General features: G+C 70.9%; 13 protein-coding genes. 5 read left to right on the top strand and 8 right to left on the bottom strand.

Going from position 1 to position 16490, the window contains the following annotated elements:
• Positions 1-20 precede the first annotated feature (20 nt).
• Positions 21-719 carry an NAD-dependent deacylase gene (locus tag JI751_RS02320; RefSeq protein ID WP_201932937.1) on the top strand — a complete coding sequence of 233 codons (699 nt, stop codon included), beginning with the start codon at positions 21-23 and terminating at the stop codon, positions 717-719.
• On the opposite strand, the gene JI751_RS02325 is transcribed toward JI751_RS02320, so the two are convergent.
• Both JI751_RS02325 and JI751_RS21680 read right to left on the bottom strand, forming a co-directional pair.
• Entirely contained in the window at positions 644-2428 is a 1785-nt protein-coding gene (locus JI751_RS02325; RefSeq protein WP_201932941.1) for a sensor histidine kinase, read from the bottom strand. The genes JI751_RS02320 and JI751_RS02325 overlap by 76 nt on opposite strands.
• Before the next feature lie 231 nt (positions 2429-2659).
• Positions 2660-4438, bottom strand: coding sequence for a sensor histidine kinase (locus JI751_RS21680; RefSeq protein WP_307813725.1), 1779 nt, complete (start codon positions 4436-4438; stop codon positions 2660-2662).
• A 122-nt stretch (positions 4439-4560) separates the two neighbouring features.
• Here JI751_RS21680 and JI751_RS02335 point away from each other — a divergent pair, with 122 nt between their 5' ends.
• From JI751_RS02335 to JI751_RS02345, 3 genes are read left to right on the top strand one after another with little or no spacing between them, the layout of a single operon-like run.
• Complete coding sequence (locus tag JI751_RS02335; protein WP_201932944.1) at positions 4561-5706, top strand: acyl-CoA dehydrogenase family protein; 1146 nt, start codon at positions 4561-4563, stop codon at positions 5704-5706.
• Positions 5706-6260: an RNA 2',3'-cyclic phosphodiesterase gene (gene thpR / locus JI751_RS02340; RefSeq protein ID WP_201932946.1), complete on the top strand. Its 555-nt coding sequence runs from the start codon at positions 5706-5708 to the stop codon at positions 6258-6260. The genes JI751_RS02335 and thpR overlap by 1 nt, the downstream gene beginning before the upstream one ends.
• Before the next feature lie 52 nt (positions 6261-6312).
• Positions 6313-7047 (top strand): VIT1/CCC1 transporter family protein, encoded by a 735-nt coding sequence (locus JI751_RS02345; RefSeq protein WP_201932948.1) that lies wholly within the window; start codon positions 6313-6315, stop codon positions 7045-7047.
• Between the two features lie 105 nt (positions 7048-7152).
• Here the strand turns inward: JI751_RS02345 and JI751_RS02350 are convergent, their stop codons facing one another.
• The 5 genes from JI751_RS02350 to JI751_RS02370 all read right to left on the bottom strand — a co-directional run bounded on the left by JI751_RS02350 (position 7153) and on the right by JI751_RS02370 (position 13910).
• Entirely contained in the window at positions 7153-8013 is an 861-nt protein-coding gene (locus JI751_RS02350) for a phosphotransferase family protein (protein WP_201932950.1), read from the bottom strand.
• Positions 8010-9899 (bottom strand): alpha-amylase family glycosyl hydrolase, encoded by a 1890-nt coding sequence (locus JI751_RS02355; RefSeq protein WP_201932951.1) that lies wholly within the window; start codon positions 9897-9899, stop codon positions 8010-8012. The genes JI751_RS02350 and JI751_RS02355 overlap by 4 nt, the downstream gene beginning before the upstream one ends.
• 2 nt (positions 9900-9901) lie before the next feature.
• Complete coding sequence (locus tag JI751_RS02360) at positions 9902-10858, bottom strand: sugar ABC transporter permease (RefSeq protein ID WP_201932952.1); 957 nt, start codon at positions 10856-10858, stop codon at positions 9902-9904.
• 1 nt (position 10859) lies between these two features.
• Positions 10860-12467 carry an ABC transporter permease subunit gene (locus JI751_RS02365; protein WP_201932954.1) on the bottom strand — a complete coding sequence of 536 codons (1608 nt, stop codon included), beginning with the start codon at positions 12465-12467 and terminating at the stop codon, positions 10860-10862.
• A 159-nt stretch (positions 12468-12626) separates the two neighbouring features.
• Positions 12627-13910 (bottom strand): sugar ABC transporter substrate-binding protein, encoded by a 1284-nt coding sequence (locus JI751_RS02370; RefSeq protein ID WP_201932956.1) that lies wholly within the window; start codon positions 13908-13910, stop codon positions 12627-12629.
• Positions 13911-14042: 132 nt separating this feature from the next.
• Between JI751_RS02370 and JI751_RS02375 the strand changes: the two genes are divergently transcribed.
• Positions 14043-15068 carry a LacI family DNA-binding transcriptional regulator gene (locus JI751_RS02375; RefSeq protein ID WP_201932958.1) on the top strand — a complete coding sequence of 342 codons (1026 nt, stop codon included), beginning with the start codon at positions 14043-14045 and terminating at the stop codon, positions 15066-15068.
• A gap of 6 nt (positions 15069-15074) precedes the next feature.
• Here JI751_RS02375 and pntB read toward each other — a convergent pair whose 3' ends face one another.
• Positions 15075-16490, bottom strand: a complete 1416-nt coding sequence (gene pntB / locus JI751_RS02380; RefSeq protein WP_201932967.1) for a Re/Si-specific NAD(P)(+) transhydrogenase subunit beta — start codon at positions 16488-16490, stop codon at positions 15075-15077.

Below are 16490 nucleotides of genomic sequence, written 5' to 3' on the forward strand. Positions count from 1 at the left end.
AGGGGTGCTACTACTGGACCGTGCGGATCGTCGTCCTGACCGGTGCCGGGATCTCTGCGGAGAGCGGGCTGTCCACCTTCCGTGACGCCGACGGGCTGTGGGAGGGCCACGACCCGATGCAGGTCGCCACCCCGGAGGCGTACGACGACGACCCGGCGCTGGTGCAGAGGTTCTACGACGAGCGGCGGGCGGCCCTGTCGCGGGTCGAGCCCAACGCCGCGCACGTCGCCCTCGCGCGACTGGAGGCGGCGCTCGGCGACGACCTCCTGGTCGTCACGCAGAACGTCGACGACCTCCACGAGCGGGCCGGCTCGACCCGGGTCCACCACATCCACGGCAGCCTGCGGTCGGCCTGGTGCACGTCGTGCGACGAGCGGCACCTCTGGGACGGACCGCTCGCCGACCGCCCGCCGTGCCCCGGCTGCGGCGACCGTGCGCTGCGCCCCGACATCGTGTGGTTCGGCGAGGTCCCCTACGGCATGGACGTCGTCGAGCGAGCCCTGTGGTCGTGCGAGCAGTTCGTGTCGATCGGTACGTCGGGTGCCGTCTACCCGGCGGCCGCGTTCGTGCACTGGGCGAGCGGGCGGACCCTCGAGCTCAACCTCGAGCCGAGCATGGGGGCCAGTGACTTCGCCGAGTCACGTCAGGGGCCGGCGACCCACCTCGTGCCGGTCTGGGTGGACGAGGTCCTCGGGGACGGCGGCCCGAACTCCTCCTGAGGCGGCGCCGGGAAGCGCAGCCGCAGGGTCGTGCCGCGCCCGAGCCGCGACTCCACCTCGACGGTGCCGCCGTGGCGCTGCATGATCTCGCGCACGATGCCGAGCCCCAGGCCGGTCCCCGGGCGCTGGAGCGCGTCCTCGTTGGTCGAGCGGAACAGCGGCGCGAAGAGGTTGGCCTGGTCGGCGTCGGAGATGCCGATGCCCTCGTCGCGGCACGTGAACGTGACCGAGCCGTCGGCACCGCGCTCGACCCCGAGCCAGATCTCGTCGCCCGCGTTGGAGTACTTCACGGCGTTGTCGACGAGGTTGCTGATGGCGCTCGCGACCTCCCGCAGGTCGGCGTGCACCGTCGCGGGGCCGGGGTCGCCGACCAGGTGGAGCGTGATGCCGGCCTTCTCCGCCACCGCGGTCATCGACCCGAGCGTCTGGTCGACGATCGGCATGAGGTCGATGCGTTTCATCGTCGGCGGGTGCTGCGGGTCGCTCACCCGCGACAGCATCGCCAAGCCCTCCAGCAGGTCGCCGAGCCGCTCGGTCCCGCGCAGGATCGCCTGCGCCCGCCGCTGGTCGCGCTCGTCGAGGTGCTCGCCCGTCGCGAGGAACTCGGCGTTGGCGGCGATCACGGTCATCGGGTTGTTGATCTCGTGGGTGAGCTCGCGCAGGAACCGGTGGCGGGCCTCCTCGAGCTCGCGCAGCTCCTCGAGCAGCCGTCGCTCACGCTGCGTCGCGTGGGCGTTGGCGATCGCGCGACCGAGGTCGTGGCCGAGCTCGAGGGCCGCCACGCCCTCACCGTCGGTCCAGCGCCGCGAGCCCGTGCGGCGCGCCGCCATCAGCATGCCGAGCACCTCGTCCTCGACCCCGACGGGCGCGACGACGACGGCCTCGAAGCCGGCCTCGTCGAGGGCACGGGCGAACCAGTCGGCGTGCGCGGCCTCGAGCACCGGGTCGCCCCAGATCTGCGACGGCTCGATGATGAGGACCCGTTGGTCCGCCCACGCGCGGGCGGCCGCGGCGTCCAGCGCCTGGCGTACGTCGGGAGCCATCTGCAGCCCCAGGCTGTCCGGGGTCTCGACGTCCTCGTCGAGGAAGATGTGGATCTCCAGCTCGTCGACCGACAGCGCGCCGAGCAGCGTGCCGCGGGCCTCGCGGAGGAGGTGGTGGACGTCGTGCCGGGCCGGGTTGGACCGGGCCAGCCGGCGGGTCGCCCGGATGACCCGCATGTGGTCGGCGAACTCCTCGCGCTCGATGGCGGTGACCACCGAGCGCAGGGTCATCGAGAGCTCGTCGGAGATCTCGAGCAGCCGGTCCTTGTCGGGCCGCCTGAGGTCGGTCGGGACGTCGAGGTAGAGCAGCGCGCGCAGGTCGCCCCGCTCGTCGGCGATCTGGGCGACCAGCATGTCCATCGGGTGCCAGTCGTCGGGGTTGCCGGTGGTCGGGATGTCGGGCACGACCACGACGCCGTCGATGAGCTCGCGGGTGCTGTCGGAGAAGCTCTCGTCGGGGATCCAGATGAAGTGTCCGAAGGGCTCGCCGTCGGCGAAGGCGGCCTGCATGTCGGCCAGCCGCGACGCGGTGCCGAGCCGCTCCTCGGCGCTCGTCATGTCGCCGTAGATCGCGACGAACTCCAGCAGCCCCTTCGGGCGGACGACCTCGATGGCGCACACCCGGAACCCGGCACGGGTCGCCGCGTCGCGCGCCAGGGCGTGCATCAGCGCCCGAGCACGTGCGTCACCCCAACTCAGGTCGCGCGTCCGGCGCTCCCCTGGTCGCCCCTGGTCCATGGCGGTCTCGTCCTCCTGTCGCGGATCGTAGGCGGGGGCCGGAGGCTCTGGAAGTTTTTCCCCACGTCTTGCCGGATGCTGTGGAGGAACTGTTGAGAAGGGGTATGTCTAGACCGCTCCAGGTGGTCAGAAAGGGTGGTCCGCGCCTAGTCCTCGGGCCTAGCCCGCGCCCGGCTCGGCCCGTGCGTCACCCGGTGCCACCGGCAGCCGTACGACGAACGTCGTCCCGGCCCCGACCTCCGAGGTGACGTCGACAGACCCGTCGTGCGCACGCACGACCCGCTCGAGGATGGACAACCCGAGGCCGGTGCCGGGGCGGTCGCGCGCGGCCGGGTCCCCCGACCGGAAGAACGGCGTGAAGACGTGGGGCAGGTCGGCCTCGCTGATGCCGATCCCGGTGTCGGAGCAGGTCAGCACGGCCTCGCCGTCGTCGACCTCGAGGGTCACGGACACCCGCCCTCCTGCGGGGGTGTACTTCACCGCGTTGGAGAACAGGTTGGCGACCATCCGCTGGAGTGCGGCCTCCTCACCCAGCACCACCACGCCGTCCGCCGCGCTGGTGACCAGGTCCACGCCGCCCCGCTCGGCGACCTGGGCGAGGAACTCGTCACTGTCGCGAACGGTCGCGGAGAGGTCGACCGAGGCCCGGATGACCGCGCGGTCGGGGTCGCTGACCGCGGCCAGCGCCATCAGCGCATCGATCATGTCCTCGACCCGGCGGGCCGCCCGGTCCATCGCGTCGAGCGACTCCCGGGCGATGTCGGTGGGGGCGTCGTGCTGCATCAGCTCGAGGTGGGACCAGATGACGCTGACGGGGTTGCGCAGCTCGTGGGCGAGCGTGACGACCATGTCGCGGCGGTGCTCGTTGGTGGCGCGCATCTCGGCGTTGAGGGCCCGCTCGCGTTCCATCAACCGCGCCTCGAGCAGCAACCGGCCCACGTCCGCCGCCACCATCGTGGCCGCATGGATCTCGGAGGAGATCCAGCGGGGCGCGCCCGAGGCACGGCCCAGTGCCATCGTGGCGAGGTACTCGTCCCCCGCCCCGATCGGCACGAGGAGCCCCGATTCGAGGTCGTGCGTGTCGAGGAGGCGGGTCAGCGCGGGCGGGGTGACGATGGCCCCCTCCTGCATGCTCCACGTCCGTTGGCGCTCGACGACCACGTGACCACGCCGCTCCCACTGCCGCTGCATCAGCGCGGCCACCTCGTCGCGGCCGTCCTCGAGCCCCTCCACCACCGACGATGCCGCGACCACGTCGACGGTCGCCACGTCCATCGCGCTGGTCAGCGCGCGCGAGAGCTCGCGGACCAGCTCGTCGAACGGCAGGCCGGGTCGTACGGTCTCGAAGGCGCGGCGCGCCTGGACGACCATGCGGACCTGCTCTCCGTAGAGCTCGCGCTCGACGATGCTGATGATCGCGTCGAAGAGCACACCCGACTCGGCGTTGATCGTCCGCGCCGTCTCCGTGGTCGGCCTCCGGCCGGAGAGCGGTTCGTCGAGGTAGAGCAGGGCGCGGAGCTCGCCGTCCTCGTTCGACAGCAGGCGCACCATCTGGTCGTCGGGATGCCACCCGTCCGGCAGCTCCGACGGGGGCACGTCGGGCCTGTGTCCGTAGGCGTCGAGCCAGGCGCGCGTGATCTCGTCGAGCCGATCGCCCGCGATGTGTCGCCACCCCTCCATCTCGACACCGAGCTCGAGGATGTGACCCAGCTCCAGCGGTGAGGCCTGCCCGAGCATCTTGTCCCGGGCGGACTCGTCGCCCGCGATGGCGACGAACTCGAGGTGGCCGTCGGAGCGCACCACCTCGATGGCCACGACCCGGTGGTCCGAGCGACGAGCGACGTCCTCGGCGATGGCGTGCAGGACCGCGCGCTGGGCATCGTTGCCCCACGCCTGTCCTCGTGGACGTTCGTACGTCCGGCCGTCTTCTTCCCTCACCGTGCTCCCGTTCCCGATAACGAGGTTGGCGGACGGCACGTTACGCGGACCCGGCCGACGCTGGCGAGCGACCTTTGGTCAAGTTTTCCACCACCTCGTGACCCGCGAGTAACATAGCCCTCATGAAGCGAGAGATCTACGACGAGGACCACGAGGCCTTCCGCTCCTCGGTCAAGCAGTTCCTGGACCGCGAGGTGGTCCCCCACCTCGACACGTACGCCTCGAACCACGGGCTCGACCGCGACTTCTGGATCGCGGCCGGCAAGCAGGGCTTCCTCGGCCTCGAGATCCCCGAGTCGTTCGGTGGCTCGGAGGCGGACGACTACCGCTTCAACGCGGTGCTCACCGAGGAGCTCGCCAAGGTCAACATGACCCTGCCGAGCTGCGTCGGCATCCACGCCGACATCACCGTGCCCTACCTCGTGCACCTCACCAACGACGAGCAGAAGGCCCGCTGGCTGCCGCGCGCCGCGACCGGCGAGCTCGTCACGGCGATCGGGATGACCGAGCCCGGCGGCGGCTCCGACCTGGCCAACCTGCGTACGACCGCAGTGCGCGACGGCGACGACTGGATCATCAACGGCTCGAAGACCTTCATCACCAACGGCGGCTCGGCCGACCTGGTCCTGGTCGCCGCGCGCACCAGCCCGGAGAAGAAGGCCAAGGGCATCTCGCTCTTCGCCGTCGACACGACCCTCGACGGCTTCAGCGTCGGCCGCGTGCTCGACAAGGTCGGCCAGGACGAGTCCGACACGGCCGAGCTGTCCTTCGAGGACGTGCGCGTCAGCAACGACGACCTCGTCGGTCCCCTCGACACCGGCTTCATCTCGATGATGCAGTTCCTGCCGCAGGAGCGGCTCGGCTCGGCGATCACCAACCTCGCCCACGCCAAGCAGATCCTCGAGGAGACGATCCAGTACGCAAAGGACCGCCAGGCGTTCGGGCAGCCGATCGGCGCCTTCCAGAACACCCAGTTCCTGCTCGCGGACCTCGTCACGCGCATCGACGTCACCCAGGCGTTCGTCGACCAGTGCGTGGTCGCGCACACCAAGCAGGAGCTCACCCCGGTCGACGCCGCCAAGGCCAAGTGGTGGACCTCGCAGGTGCAGAACGACGTCCTCGACCACTGCGTCCAGGTGCACGGCGGCTACGGCTATATGAACGAGTACCGCGTCGCCCGCGCCTGGCGCGATGCGCGGGTGACCAAGATCTGGGCCGGGTCCAACGAGATCATGAAGATGCTGATCGGGCGCGACCTCGGGCTCTGATGCGGGCCTTCGTCGCCGTCGTACCTCCTGCGCAGGTCGTGGAGCACCTCGACGACTTCCTGTCCGTGCGTCGGGGAGCCGCGGGGTTCCGGTGGTCCGACCCCGGGCAGTGGCACGTGACGCTGGCCTTCACCGCTGAGCTGCCCGAGCGGGCGCTCGACGAGCTCGACGACCTGCTCACCGACGCGGCCGCGCGACACGGGCGGTTCGGGATGCGGATCACCGGCGGCGGTGCCTTCCCGCACGCGGACGGGGCGCGCGTCCTCTTCGCAGGCCTGGAGGTCGACGACGACGCGCTCGGGCGCCTCGCGACCACCAGCCGTTCGGCCGTGTCGCGCGCGGGCGGGCGGGTCGACGGGCAGCGGTTCCGCCCGCACGTCACCCTCGCCCGCCTCGGACGACCGGCCAACGTCACCTCGTGGGTCCGCCTCCTCGACGCTTACGACGGCCCGGCGTGGGAGGTCGGCGAGGTCGCACTGGTCGCCTCGCACCTCGGCGAGGGTCAGCGTCGGCGCCCTCGCCACGAGGTCCTGGGCACCTACGCGCTCGCCTGAGCACAGCCTCACCTTCGTTGAAAGCACGCTCCCGCACCGTCAGGATCAGGGGGTGAGCACGGAGATCGGCACCGACGAGCAGCCCCGGCACTTCCACGACGACATCGGCGACCACGTCGGCACGCGGCTGAACTGGCTGCGCGCGGCCGTGCTCGGCGCCAACGACGGCATCGTCTCGACCGCCGGCGTCGTCATGGGCGTCGCGGGTGCGACCGACGACCGCGGCACCATCGTGATCGCCGGCATCGCCGCGCTGACCGCGGGTGCGCTCAGCATGGGCACGGGCGAGTACGTCTCGGTCAGCACGCAGCGCGACTCCGAGAAGTCGATCCTCGAGCTCGAGGCCACCGAGCTGCGGCAGATGCCGGAGACCGAGGAGCGCGAGCTCGCGAAGATGTACGTCGAGAAGGGTCTCGCGCCGGAGACCGCGAAGCAGGTCGCCCGCGAGCTCACCGAGCACGACGCACTCCGCGCGCACGCCGACATCGAGTTCGGCATCGACCCCGACAACCTCACCAACCCGTGGCACGCCGCCTGGGCCTCGATGGTGGCCTTCACGGTCGGCGCGCTCCTGCCGCTGCTCATCGTGGCGTTCGTGCCCGACGCCGTGCGCGTGCTGGTGACCGTGCTGAGCGTCGTGCTCGCCCTGGCGCTCACCGGGTTCGTGAGCGCCCGGATCGGGCTCAGCCCGCGCCTGCCCGCCGTCGTGCGCAACGTCGCCGGCGGCCTGCTCGCGATGGGCGTCACCTACGCCATCGGCGCGTTCGCCGGCATCCACCTCGGCTGACGCCCACCCCCGCTGGTCGAGGAAGGCGCCTTGGCGCCTGTCACGAGACCTGGTCTCGTGACGGGACTTCGTCCCTCCTCGACCGACGGAAGGACCATCGAAGCGTCAGGACTGAGCCCAGGTGTCGACCAGGGCCAGGCACCAGTCGAGGTGCCGCCCCGGGTAGCCGGCCAGGCAGCTCGCGGTGACCAGGCCGTACGCCGCCCGGTGGAGCACGAGCACCTCGGGCTCGTAGCCGAACCGCTGCACGGCCAGCCGGTCGAAGCCGGCCGTGGCGTCGGCCGCGCCCGGACCGAACATGTCCTGCAGGCAGGCGGCGACGGCGGCGTCGAAGGCCGGGTCGCCGACCGTGGAGACGTAGCCGAAGTCGAGCAGCCCGGAGACCCGACCGTCCTCGAGCAGCACGTGCACCGGTCCGAGGTCGCCGTGGACCAAGCGGGCAGGCACGGGCGTGAGCGCCCGCAGCGCTGCGGCCATCTCCTCGACCGCTCCGTCCTCGAGGCCGTCGACGAGCGGCGCGCGGCGCACCACGAGCGCGGCGAGCGACTCGCCGAACGGGACGGCGGGGTCGAAGGGCGGCTCGCCGTCGGGCACGGGCAGCACCGCGAGGTCGGGGTGGGCCGGCACCCGCGCCAGCGCCTCGAGCACGTCGAGCACCGGCTCCGGTCGCGCGCCGCCGACGGACGTCCCCCGCAGCCGTCGCTGCACGGTCAGCACCAGGCCGTCGGCCTCGGCGACCTCCAGGATCCGCGGCACGGCGATCGGCGCACCGGCCGCGCCCAGCCCGGCCTCGACGGCGTCGTAGAACGTGCGCAGCCGCTCGACCTCGTCGAGCGGACGCCGGTCCCACAGCTTCACGACGCGCGCGTCGTCCAGGGCGGCGACGACACCTTCCATGCCCCGGCCGAGCTCGTGCGTGACGTCGTAGCCGGCCGTCCGCATCAGCGCGAGCGGGTCGGTGCTCACCCGACCTCGTGGAGGGAGACGCCGGGCTCGCCGGGCAGGGTGAGCCGTCCGTCGCCGACCGAGGACGTCACGCCGACCAGGCAGCGGAGGGCGGGCGACGGGCCCAGCGCGTGCAGGGGCAGGTCGACCGGCTCCGTGGGACGGCGTACGGCGTGCACCAGGAGCGTCTGTCCCGGGTGCTCGCGCAGGAAGGTCATCGAGTCCTCGCCGGCGTGCAGCCACCGCAGGCCGCCGCGGCGCAGCGCGACGTGCTCGCGGCGCAGCGCGATCCACTGGAGGTAGGCGGCCATCGTCGGCTCGTCCCACGTCTCGCGGTGCGCCCAGGGGTAGGGCGTACGCGCGTGCTCGCCGTCGACGGCGGTGAGGCCGAGCTCGTCGCCCATGAAGACCACCGGCACGCCGGGCATCGACATCTGCAGACCGAGGCCGACCAGGTGGAGGTCACGGCCGCGACCGGCCAGGTCGGTGCCTCCGTCGGTGCCCCCACCCGCGACGGTGCGGAAGCGCGGGGTGTCGTGGGAGTCGAGGTGCATGGTCGAGCCCTGCCACGCCGTCCACGGGATCGAGCCGTGGACGTCGCGCATCGTCGCGACGGCGGCGGTGCCGGGGAGGACCGGGATGTCGACGGGCAGGCCGAGGTAGTCGAGGCCGTGCGGGATGCCGGGGCCGCCGGGAGCGCCGCCATTGAGCCAGCACCACACCGGGCGCGTGAAGCCGGCGTAGTCCATCGTCCCGTGCCAGCCGGCACCGGTGAGGTCGGCGGTCGCGTCGTGACCGTGCTCGGCCAGCAGCCAGCCGTCGTCGGCGACCTCGTCCATCGTGCGGCGCAGCGCCTCGGCCACGGTGTGGGCGAGGTCGTCGGCGCCCATCCGCCCGGTCATGTTGGCGACGTCGACCCGCCAGCCGTCGAGGCCGTTGCGCAGCCAGTGCGCGGCGATCGACTCCGGTCCGGCGTAGAGCCGGCGGGCGAGCTCGGCCGAGGAGTGGTCGAGCTTGGGCAGGCTCGGGATGTCGAGCCACGCGGCGTAGCCGTGCTCCTCGTCGTCGGAGAAGCGGTAGAACGACCGCTCCGGCGACGCCGGGTCCTCCCGGGCCTTCTCGAACCAGTCGTGGTGCTCGCCGGTGTGGTTGGTGGTGAGGTCGCCCATGAGGCGGAGGCCGTGGTCGTGCACGGCGTCGCCGAGCCGCTGGAGGGCGGCGTCCCCGCCGAGGAGCGGGTCCACGCGGTCGAACGACACCGCGTCGTAGCGGTGCGTGGACCACGCCTCGAACACCGGCGTCAGGTAGAGCAGGGTCGCGCCGAGGTGGTCGAGGTGGTCGAGGTGCTCGGCGACCCCGTCGAGCGTGCCGCCGTACCACTGGTACGGCACGTCGGGCCCCTGGTGGACGACGGGCTGGTCCCACTCGCACGGGATCGCCCAGTCCGGCGCCGGGGCCGTCACCTCGGTCTTCGCGAAGCGGTCCGGGAAGACCTGGTAGCCGACCTGGTCGAGCACCCAGTCGGGCAGCCGGTGCTGGGTGCTGATCCGGAAGTCCCCACCGTCGGTCACGTCGCGCGCGTGCACGCCGGTGGCGGTGAGCCACCGGAAGTCGGCGGGACCGGTGGAGACGAGGAAGCGGTAGGACGTGACCCGGTTGACGATGCGCAGGCCGACCTCCCACCACGCGCCGGCGGCGTCCTCGTCGACCCGCTCGGCCCTGCTGATCGCGGGCTCGCCGTCGCGCACCGTGCGCAGCACGACCTCGGTCGCGCCCGGCGTACGGTCCTCGCGGTGCGGCACCCGGACGCGCAGGGTCACCACGTCGCCCAGCGACGGAGCCGGGGTGGAGACGTAGAGCGGGGAACCGTCGTGGTGCGGGTCGAGGGCGTGGGGCTCTGCCGACACGCCTAGCCCTTCACACCGCCGGCGGTGATGCCGCCGACGATGAACCGCTGGAGGTAGAGGAAGAGCAGGACGACCGGGATGGCCGTCATGATCGACCCCGCCGCGAAGACGCCCAGGTTGTTGGACCGGTCGGCGTCGATGAGGCCGTAGAGACCGGTCGCCAGCGTCTTGTTGCCCTCGTCGCGCAGGAAGATCGAGGCCATCAGGAACTCGCCGATCACGCCGACGAAGACCAGCAGGCCGCAGACGGCGAGGATCGGTCGGACGAGCGGCAGGATGATCCGGAAGAACACCTGGACGTGGCTGGCGCCGTCGAGCATCGCGGCCTCGTCGAGCGACATCGGGATCGAGTCGAAGAAGCCCTTGATCAGCCACACCTGGCCGAGCGAGCCGCCGCACATCATCAGGATGTAGCCGGCGAGGGTGTCGAGGCCGATCGCCGGGATGACGGCGCCGATGTCGGTGAACATCAGGTAGAGGGCGACCGCGGCGAGGAACTGCGGGAACATCTGGATCAGCAGCAGCGCCAGCAGGCCGCCGCGACGCCCGGTGAAGCGGAAGCGGGAGAAGGCGAAGGCCGCGAGGGCGCTGAAGAACAGCTGGACGAACACCACGGCGGCGCACACGATGATGCTGTTGCGGTACCAGGTGCCGAACGGCTGCTCGTCGAGCAGCTTGGTGTAGTTGTCGAGGCTGAACGCCTGCGGGATCAGCGTCGAGGTCACCACGTTGCCGAGCGGGTTGAGCGAGGCCGAGACGAGGTAGGACACCGGGAACAGCGCCCAGACGACGGCGAGCACCCCGACCAGGTGGCGCCAGCCGATCTCGCGGAACCACCGGCTCGCACCCATCTTGACCCGCGGCGCCTTGTCGCCGCCCTTGCCACGGCCGGATGACGCGGCAGCGGGAGCGTCCTCGACGATCGTCGTGCCGGGCGGGGGGCCCTGGACCTGTGTCATGTCAGTTCACATCCTCGAGCGAGCGGGTGGCGCGGAACTGCAGGGCAGCGATGACGCCGGTGATCACGAAGAGGACGACGGAGACGGCAGCGGCGAAGCCGATCTGCACGCCACCGGCGCCGAAGGCGAGGCGGTAGGTGTAGCTGATGAGGATGTCGGTGCCGCCCGCGGTGGGGTTGTCCGGGCTGAAGGGCCCGCCACCGGTGAGCAGGTAGATCGCACCGAAGTTGTTGAAGTTGAAGGCGAAGGTCGCCACCAGCAGGGGTGCGACGGTGACCAGCAGCAGCGGGAAGGTGATCCGGCGGAAGCCGGCGAAGCCGCTCGCCCCGTCGATGCGGGCCGCCTCGGTCAGGTCCTCCGGGATCGCCTGCAGTGCCCCCGTCGAGACCAGGAACATGTAGGGGAAGCCCATCCAGAGGTTGGTGAGGAGGACGGCGACCTTAGCGCTGAACGAGCCGCCGAACCAGTTGATGTTGAGCCCTGTGATGTCGTTGATCAGGCCGAAGTCCTGGTTGTAGAAGCTCGACCAGAGCAGCAGCGAGATGAAGCCCGGGATCGCGTAGGGGAGGATCAGCAGGGCCCGGTAGATCTTCTGCCCGCGCACCCGGGGGTCGTTGAGCGTGATCGCGAACGCCAGCCCCAGCAGGAACGTGCCGACCACCGAGAGCGTCGCGAAGACGACGGTCCAGATGAAGATCCCGATGAAGCTGCTGCTGATGCGGCTGTCGGTGAAGATCTTGTTGAAGTTGCGGGTGCCGACGTTGGCGGTCCACGACTGGTCGGAGAGCCGCTTGCCGGTCTCGTCGGCGAAGTACTCCCGGTCGCCCTGCTGCTGGACGGTGTAGACGACGTCGTCGGCCTCGTCGGTGATGGTGTCGGCGTCCGCGTCGTAGACGAGCGTCGGCGCACCCTCGAAGGCCTCGCTCGTGCCGTCGCGGACGATGAAGGTGTCGCTCTCGGTCGGGATGGCGATCTCGTCGAGGGCGTCGGAGGCGGCGCTGATCTGCTTGATGTTGAGGATCGTGTAGCCGTCGACCGCGGTGACGCGGCCGTTCTCGACCGTGACGCCGCCGGGGTCCTCCTCGAGGCCGTCCTCGGTGCCCTCGTAGACCGTCTCCGGGTCGTCCTGCGGGACGAGGAAGTAGGTGAAGGGGCCGGAGGACGGGTCGCCGTCGGTGGCGATCGTCAGGTTGTACTGGGGCGAGTCGTCGGCGCGGGTGACGGACGAGCCGACGATCTGGTCGACGGTCGTCTGCTGGTCGTTGCGCGTGCCGTCGCCGTAGTTGGTGAACGACGTCTTCGCCGTGAGCGCGATCGGGAAGACGACGAAGAGTGCCAGCATCAGCGTGCCCGGCACGAGGTACTTGGCCGGCAGCGCCCGCCCGGTGGCGTACGTCGCGACGAGGACCAGCGCGATCAGCCAGGTCGCGACGAGGAAGATCCACGACTCCTCGCCGACCAGGGCCGGGGTCAGGGCGACCGCGGTGCCGATGACGATGCCGAGGAGGAGGACCTTCACCAGGATCGCGGGTACGTCGTCGCGGCCGGGCCTGCGCGAGGAGCGCGTGCGGCGGTGCGAGGTGTCGGTGGAGTCGATCGGGTCCGCCATGGCGTATCCCCTTCGCGGGAGGAGCGGGGCCGGGTTCTGGGTGGTGCGGGTCGTGCGGGACTGCGGACCGGTCAGGCGCGGCCGGTGGCCCCGGCGGGCGGCTGGTGCCGCCCGCCGGGGTGCGTGGCGCTGTCGATCAGCACGAGATCAGCGGGTGGATCAGCCTGCGTCGGCGATCGCCTTGTTGATCGTGTCGCCGGCGGACTTGATCGTCGCGACCGGGTCCTTGCCGCTGACGATGGCGGAGTACGCCTTGCCCAGCGGCTCCCACACCGACGCCATGGCCGGGATGGCGGGCATCGGGGCGGCGCCGTTGGCGGCCTCGGTGAAGACCGTGAGGTCGGGGTCGTCGACCTGGTCCTGCACGGCGGTCATCGCGGGCGGCAGCTGCGTGCCCTCGAAGAGGGTCATCATGGCGTCCTCGCTGTTGACGCCGTTGTTGACGAACTCCTGCGCGATGTCCTTGTTCTTGCCGTTGGCCGCGACCATGAAGGCCTGGGCTCCCATGAACGGCTGCGCGGGGTCCTGGCCGGCGAAGCCCGGGACGGGCTGGATGCCGTAGTCGAAGCCGGCCTTCTTCACGTCGGCGAGCGCCCACGGTCCGGAGATCAGGTAGGCGGCCTTGCCGCTGGTGAACAGGGCGATGGAGTTGTCGCCGCTGATCGAGGTGCGCAGCACCTTGGCCTTGGCGAGCCTGGAGATCTCCTCGGCGGCCTTGATCGAGCCGTCCTTGCCGATGCCGACGTCCTGGGCGTCGTAGCCCGTGGCCTCGTCGTAGGAGAAGATGTAGCCGCCGAACGAGGTCAGGATCGGCTCCATGTGGTAGGCGTCGCCGAGCTCGCCGACGGGCAGGTTGAGCGCCGACTCGACCTTGCCGGACTTCACCGCGGCCTCGCCGGAGGCGATGGCGTCGTCCATGGAGGCCGGCTCGTCGGGCACGACGTCCTTGTTGCGGTAGAGCGCGAGGGCCTCGATGCCGTAGGGCACGCCGTAGAGCTTGCCGTCGTACGTCGTGGCCTGGACGGCCTTCTCGGAGTAGCCGGAGAGCTCGTCGGGGGTGAGGTTGAGGGGGTCGATCGCACCGTTCTGGACCAGGTTGCCGATCCAGTCGTGGGCGCCGACGACCACGTCGGGGCCGTTGCCGGCCGCGTCCGCGGTGACGAAGCTGCCCTGCAGGTCCTCCGAGATGGCCTGGACCTTGACGGTGATGCCGTTGGCCTCGCCGAAGGAGTCAGCGACCTGCTTGACGGCGTCGATCTTGAGGGAGTCGGTCCACACGAGGAGGTCGGCGTCGCCGCCTCCGGTGTCCTCCGACGGGCTCGAGCTCGAGGTGTCCGAGCTCGACGAGCTGCTGCTCGACCCGGAGTCACCGCCGCAACCGGCGGCGGTGAGGGCGAGCACCGCGACGGCCACGGGGCCGAGGGTGCGGGTGAGTCTGCGCATGAAAAAATCCTCCGAGGTGCGGCAGTGTGAGGGCCGCCACACCGTAGCAGCGGAATTTCATGACTGGGAAGACCCTGCAAATTTTTTCATACGCCGTCCCCGGATCGTGACCCCGGTCACTAGGGTGTGCGAGTGAAGATCAGGCTGAGCGAGATCGCAGAGCGCTCCGGCGTGAGCATCAGCACGGTCAGCCGCGTGCTCAACGAGCAGCCCGGGGTCAGCCAGCACACCCGTCGCCAGGTGCTCACGGCGATCGACGTCCTGGGATACGACCGGCCCGTGCGACTGCGTCCACGCGCCGGCGGCCTCGTCGGACTCGTGCTCCCCGAGCTGGAGAACCCGTACTTCCCGCGCCTCGCGCACCACCTCGAGGTGGCGCTGGGACGCCTCGGCCTCTCCCCCGTGCTGTGCAGCCAGACGCTGGGCGGGGTCCACGAGGACGACTACGTCGCGATGCTCCTCGAGCACTCGGTGGCCGGCATCGTCTTCGTCTCCGGCGTGCACGCCCTCGTCGACAGCGATCCGGCCCGCTACCAGCGGCTGCTGGACCTCAACCTCCCCTTCGTCCTCGTCAACGGTGCGCTCGCCGGGCTGGAGGCACCGACCGTGTCCACCGACGATGCCGCGTCGGTCGAGCTGGCCGTCCAGCACCTCGAGCACATGGGGCACCGCCGCATCGGTGCCGCCCTCGGCCAGCTGCGCTACCTCCCGTCGCAGCGCAAGCGCGAGGCCTTCCTCCGCGTGATGCGCGAGCGCGACCTGGTGCCGGACGGCCACCGGGCCGCGGACCTCGTGCACACCACGGCGTACTCCGTCGAGGGCGGCCGGCGCGCCGCCGAGCGCCTCCTCGACCTGGGCGTCACGGGCATCGTCTGCGGCTCGGACGTGATGGCCCTCGGTGTCATCCGGGCCGTCCGGCAGCGGGGCCTGCGGGTGCCCGAGGACGTCTCCGTCGTCGGCAGCGACGACAGCCAGATGATGGAGTTCGCCGACCCGCCCCTGACCACGGTGCGCCAGCCGGCCGAGGCACTCGCCCAGGCCGCGAGCGAGGAGATCGCCGAGCAGATGGCCGGTGCGCGACCGCACTCGGGCGAGGTGCTCTACCGGCCCGAGCTGGTGGTGCGTGGCTCGACCGCGCGTGCGCCCGAGTCCGCGTGAGGGCGGTCAGCCCAGCGCGGCGACGATCTCGTTGACCTTGTCCTTGGCGTCGCCGAAGAGCATCTGGGTGTTGTCCTTGAAGAACAGCGGGTTCTGCACGCCGGCGTACCCGGTGGCCATCGAGCGCTTGAAGACGACGACGTCCTTGGCCTTCCACACCTCGATGACCGGCATGCCGGCGATCGGCGAGCCGGGCTCCTCCAGCGCCGCCGGGTTGACGGTGTCGTTGGCTCCGATCACCAGCACGACGTCGATCTCGGGGAGGTCGTCGTTGATCTCGTCCATCTCGAGCACGATGTCGTAGGGCACCTTGGCCTCGGCGAGCAGCACGTTCATGTGGCCGGGAAGCCGGCCGGCGACGGGGTGGATGCCGAACCGGACGTCGACGCCCTTCTCGCGCAGCTTGCGCGTCATCTCGGCGACGGGGTACTGCGCCTGGGCGACCGCCATGCCGTAGCCGGGCGTGATCACCACCGACGACGCGTCGGCCAGGAGCGCGGCGACCTCGTCGGCCTGGATCTCGCGGTGCTCGCCGTAGTCGCGGTCTTCGCCCGACACGGTGCCGTCGGAGCCGAAGCCACCGGCGATGACGCTGACGAACGAGCGGTTCATCGCCTTGCACATGATGTAGCTGAGGATCGCACCCGAGGAGCCGACCAGTGCGCCGGTGATGATCAGCAGGTCGTTGCCGAGCATGAAGCCCGCAGCGGCCGCCGCCCACCCGGAGTAGCTGTTGAGCATCGACACGACGACGGGCATGTCGCCGCCGCCGATCGCGGCGACGAGGTGGAAGCCGAGCACCAGGGCGAGGACGGTCATGATCACGAGGGGGGCGGTCCCGCCCCAGCCGTCGGCGTTCATGAACCAGACCAGCAGGATCGCGGACAGCACGAGGATGCCGAGGTTGAGCAGGTGGCGACCGGGCAGCGTCATCGGCGCGGACTTCATCTTCGCGCTGAGCTTGAGGTTGGCCACGATCGAGCCGGTGAACGTCACGGCGCCGATGAAGACCCCGATGAAGACCTCGGCGTTGTGGATCCCGTCGGCGGAGCCCGCGAAGTCGGCCACCTCGATCCAGGTGTTGTAGCCGACGAGGACGGCGGCCAGACCGACGAAGCTGTGCATCATCGCGATCAGCTCGGGCATGCCGGTCATCTCGACCCCGCGTGCCAGCCGGATGCCGATGACGGCTCCGATGGAGCCCGCGACGAGGATGATGACCACCCCGAACCAGCCTGCGGCGCTGTCGTACGACGTGACCTGGTCGAGGACGAGCAGGAGGGTCGCGCCGACGGCGAGCCCCATGCCGGCCATGCCGAACTGGTTGCCGCGTCGAGCGGTCTCGTGCTTGCTCAGGCCGGCGAGGGCGAGGATGAAGAGGAGCGCCGCGAGGATGTAGGCGCCCTGGACGAACTCGACCAC

The sequence above is a fragment of the Nocardioides baculatus genome (assembly GCF_016735675.1).
Lineage (GTDB): Bacteria > Actinomycetota > Actinomycetes > Propionibacteriales > Nocardioidaceae > Nocardioides > Nocardioides baculatus.

Excerpts from the sequence above, each read along its gene's own strand:
- JI751_RS02360 (WP_201932952.1), bottom strand. The coding sequence starts at position 10,858 with ATGACACAGGTCCAGGGCCCCCCGCCCGGCACGACGATCGTCGAGGAC.
- JI751_RS02325 (WP_201932941.1), bottom strand. The coding sequence starts at position 2,428 with ATGCACGCCCTGGCGCGCGACGCGGCGACCCGTGCCGGGTTCCGGGTG.
- JI751_RS02335 (WP_201932944.1), top strand. The coding sequence starts at position 4,561 with ATGAAGCGAGAGATCTACGACGAGGACCACGAGGCCTTCCGCTCCTCG.
- JI751_RS02370 (WP_201932956.1), bottom strand. The coding sequence starts at position 13,910 with ATGCGCAGACTCACCCGCACCCTCGGCCCCGTGGCCGTCGCGGTGCTC.
- JI751_RS02365 (WP_201932954.1), bottom strand. The coding sequence starts at position 12,467 with ATGGCGGACCCGATCGACTCCACCGACACCTCGCACCGCCGCACGCGC.
- thpR (WP_201932946.1), top strand. The coding sequence starts at position 5,706 with ATGCGGGCCTTCGTCGCCGTCGTACCTCCTGCGCAGGTCGTGGAGCAC.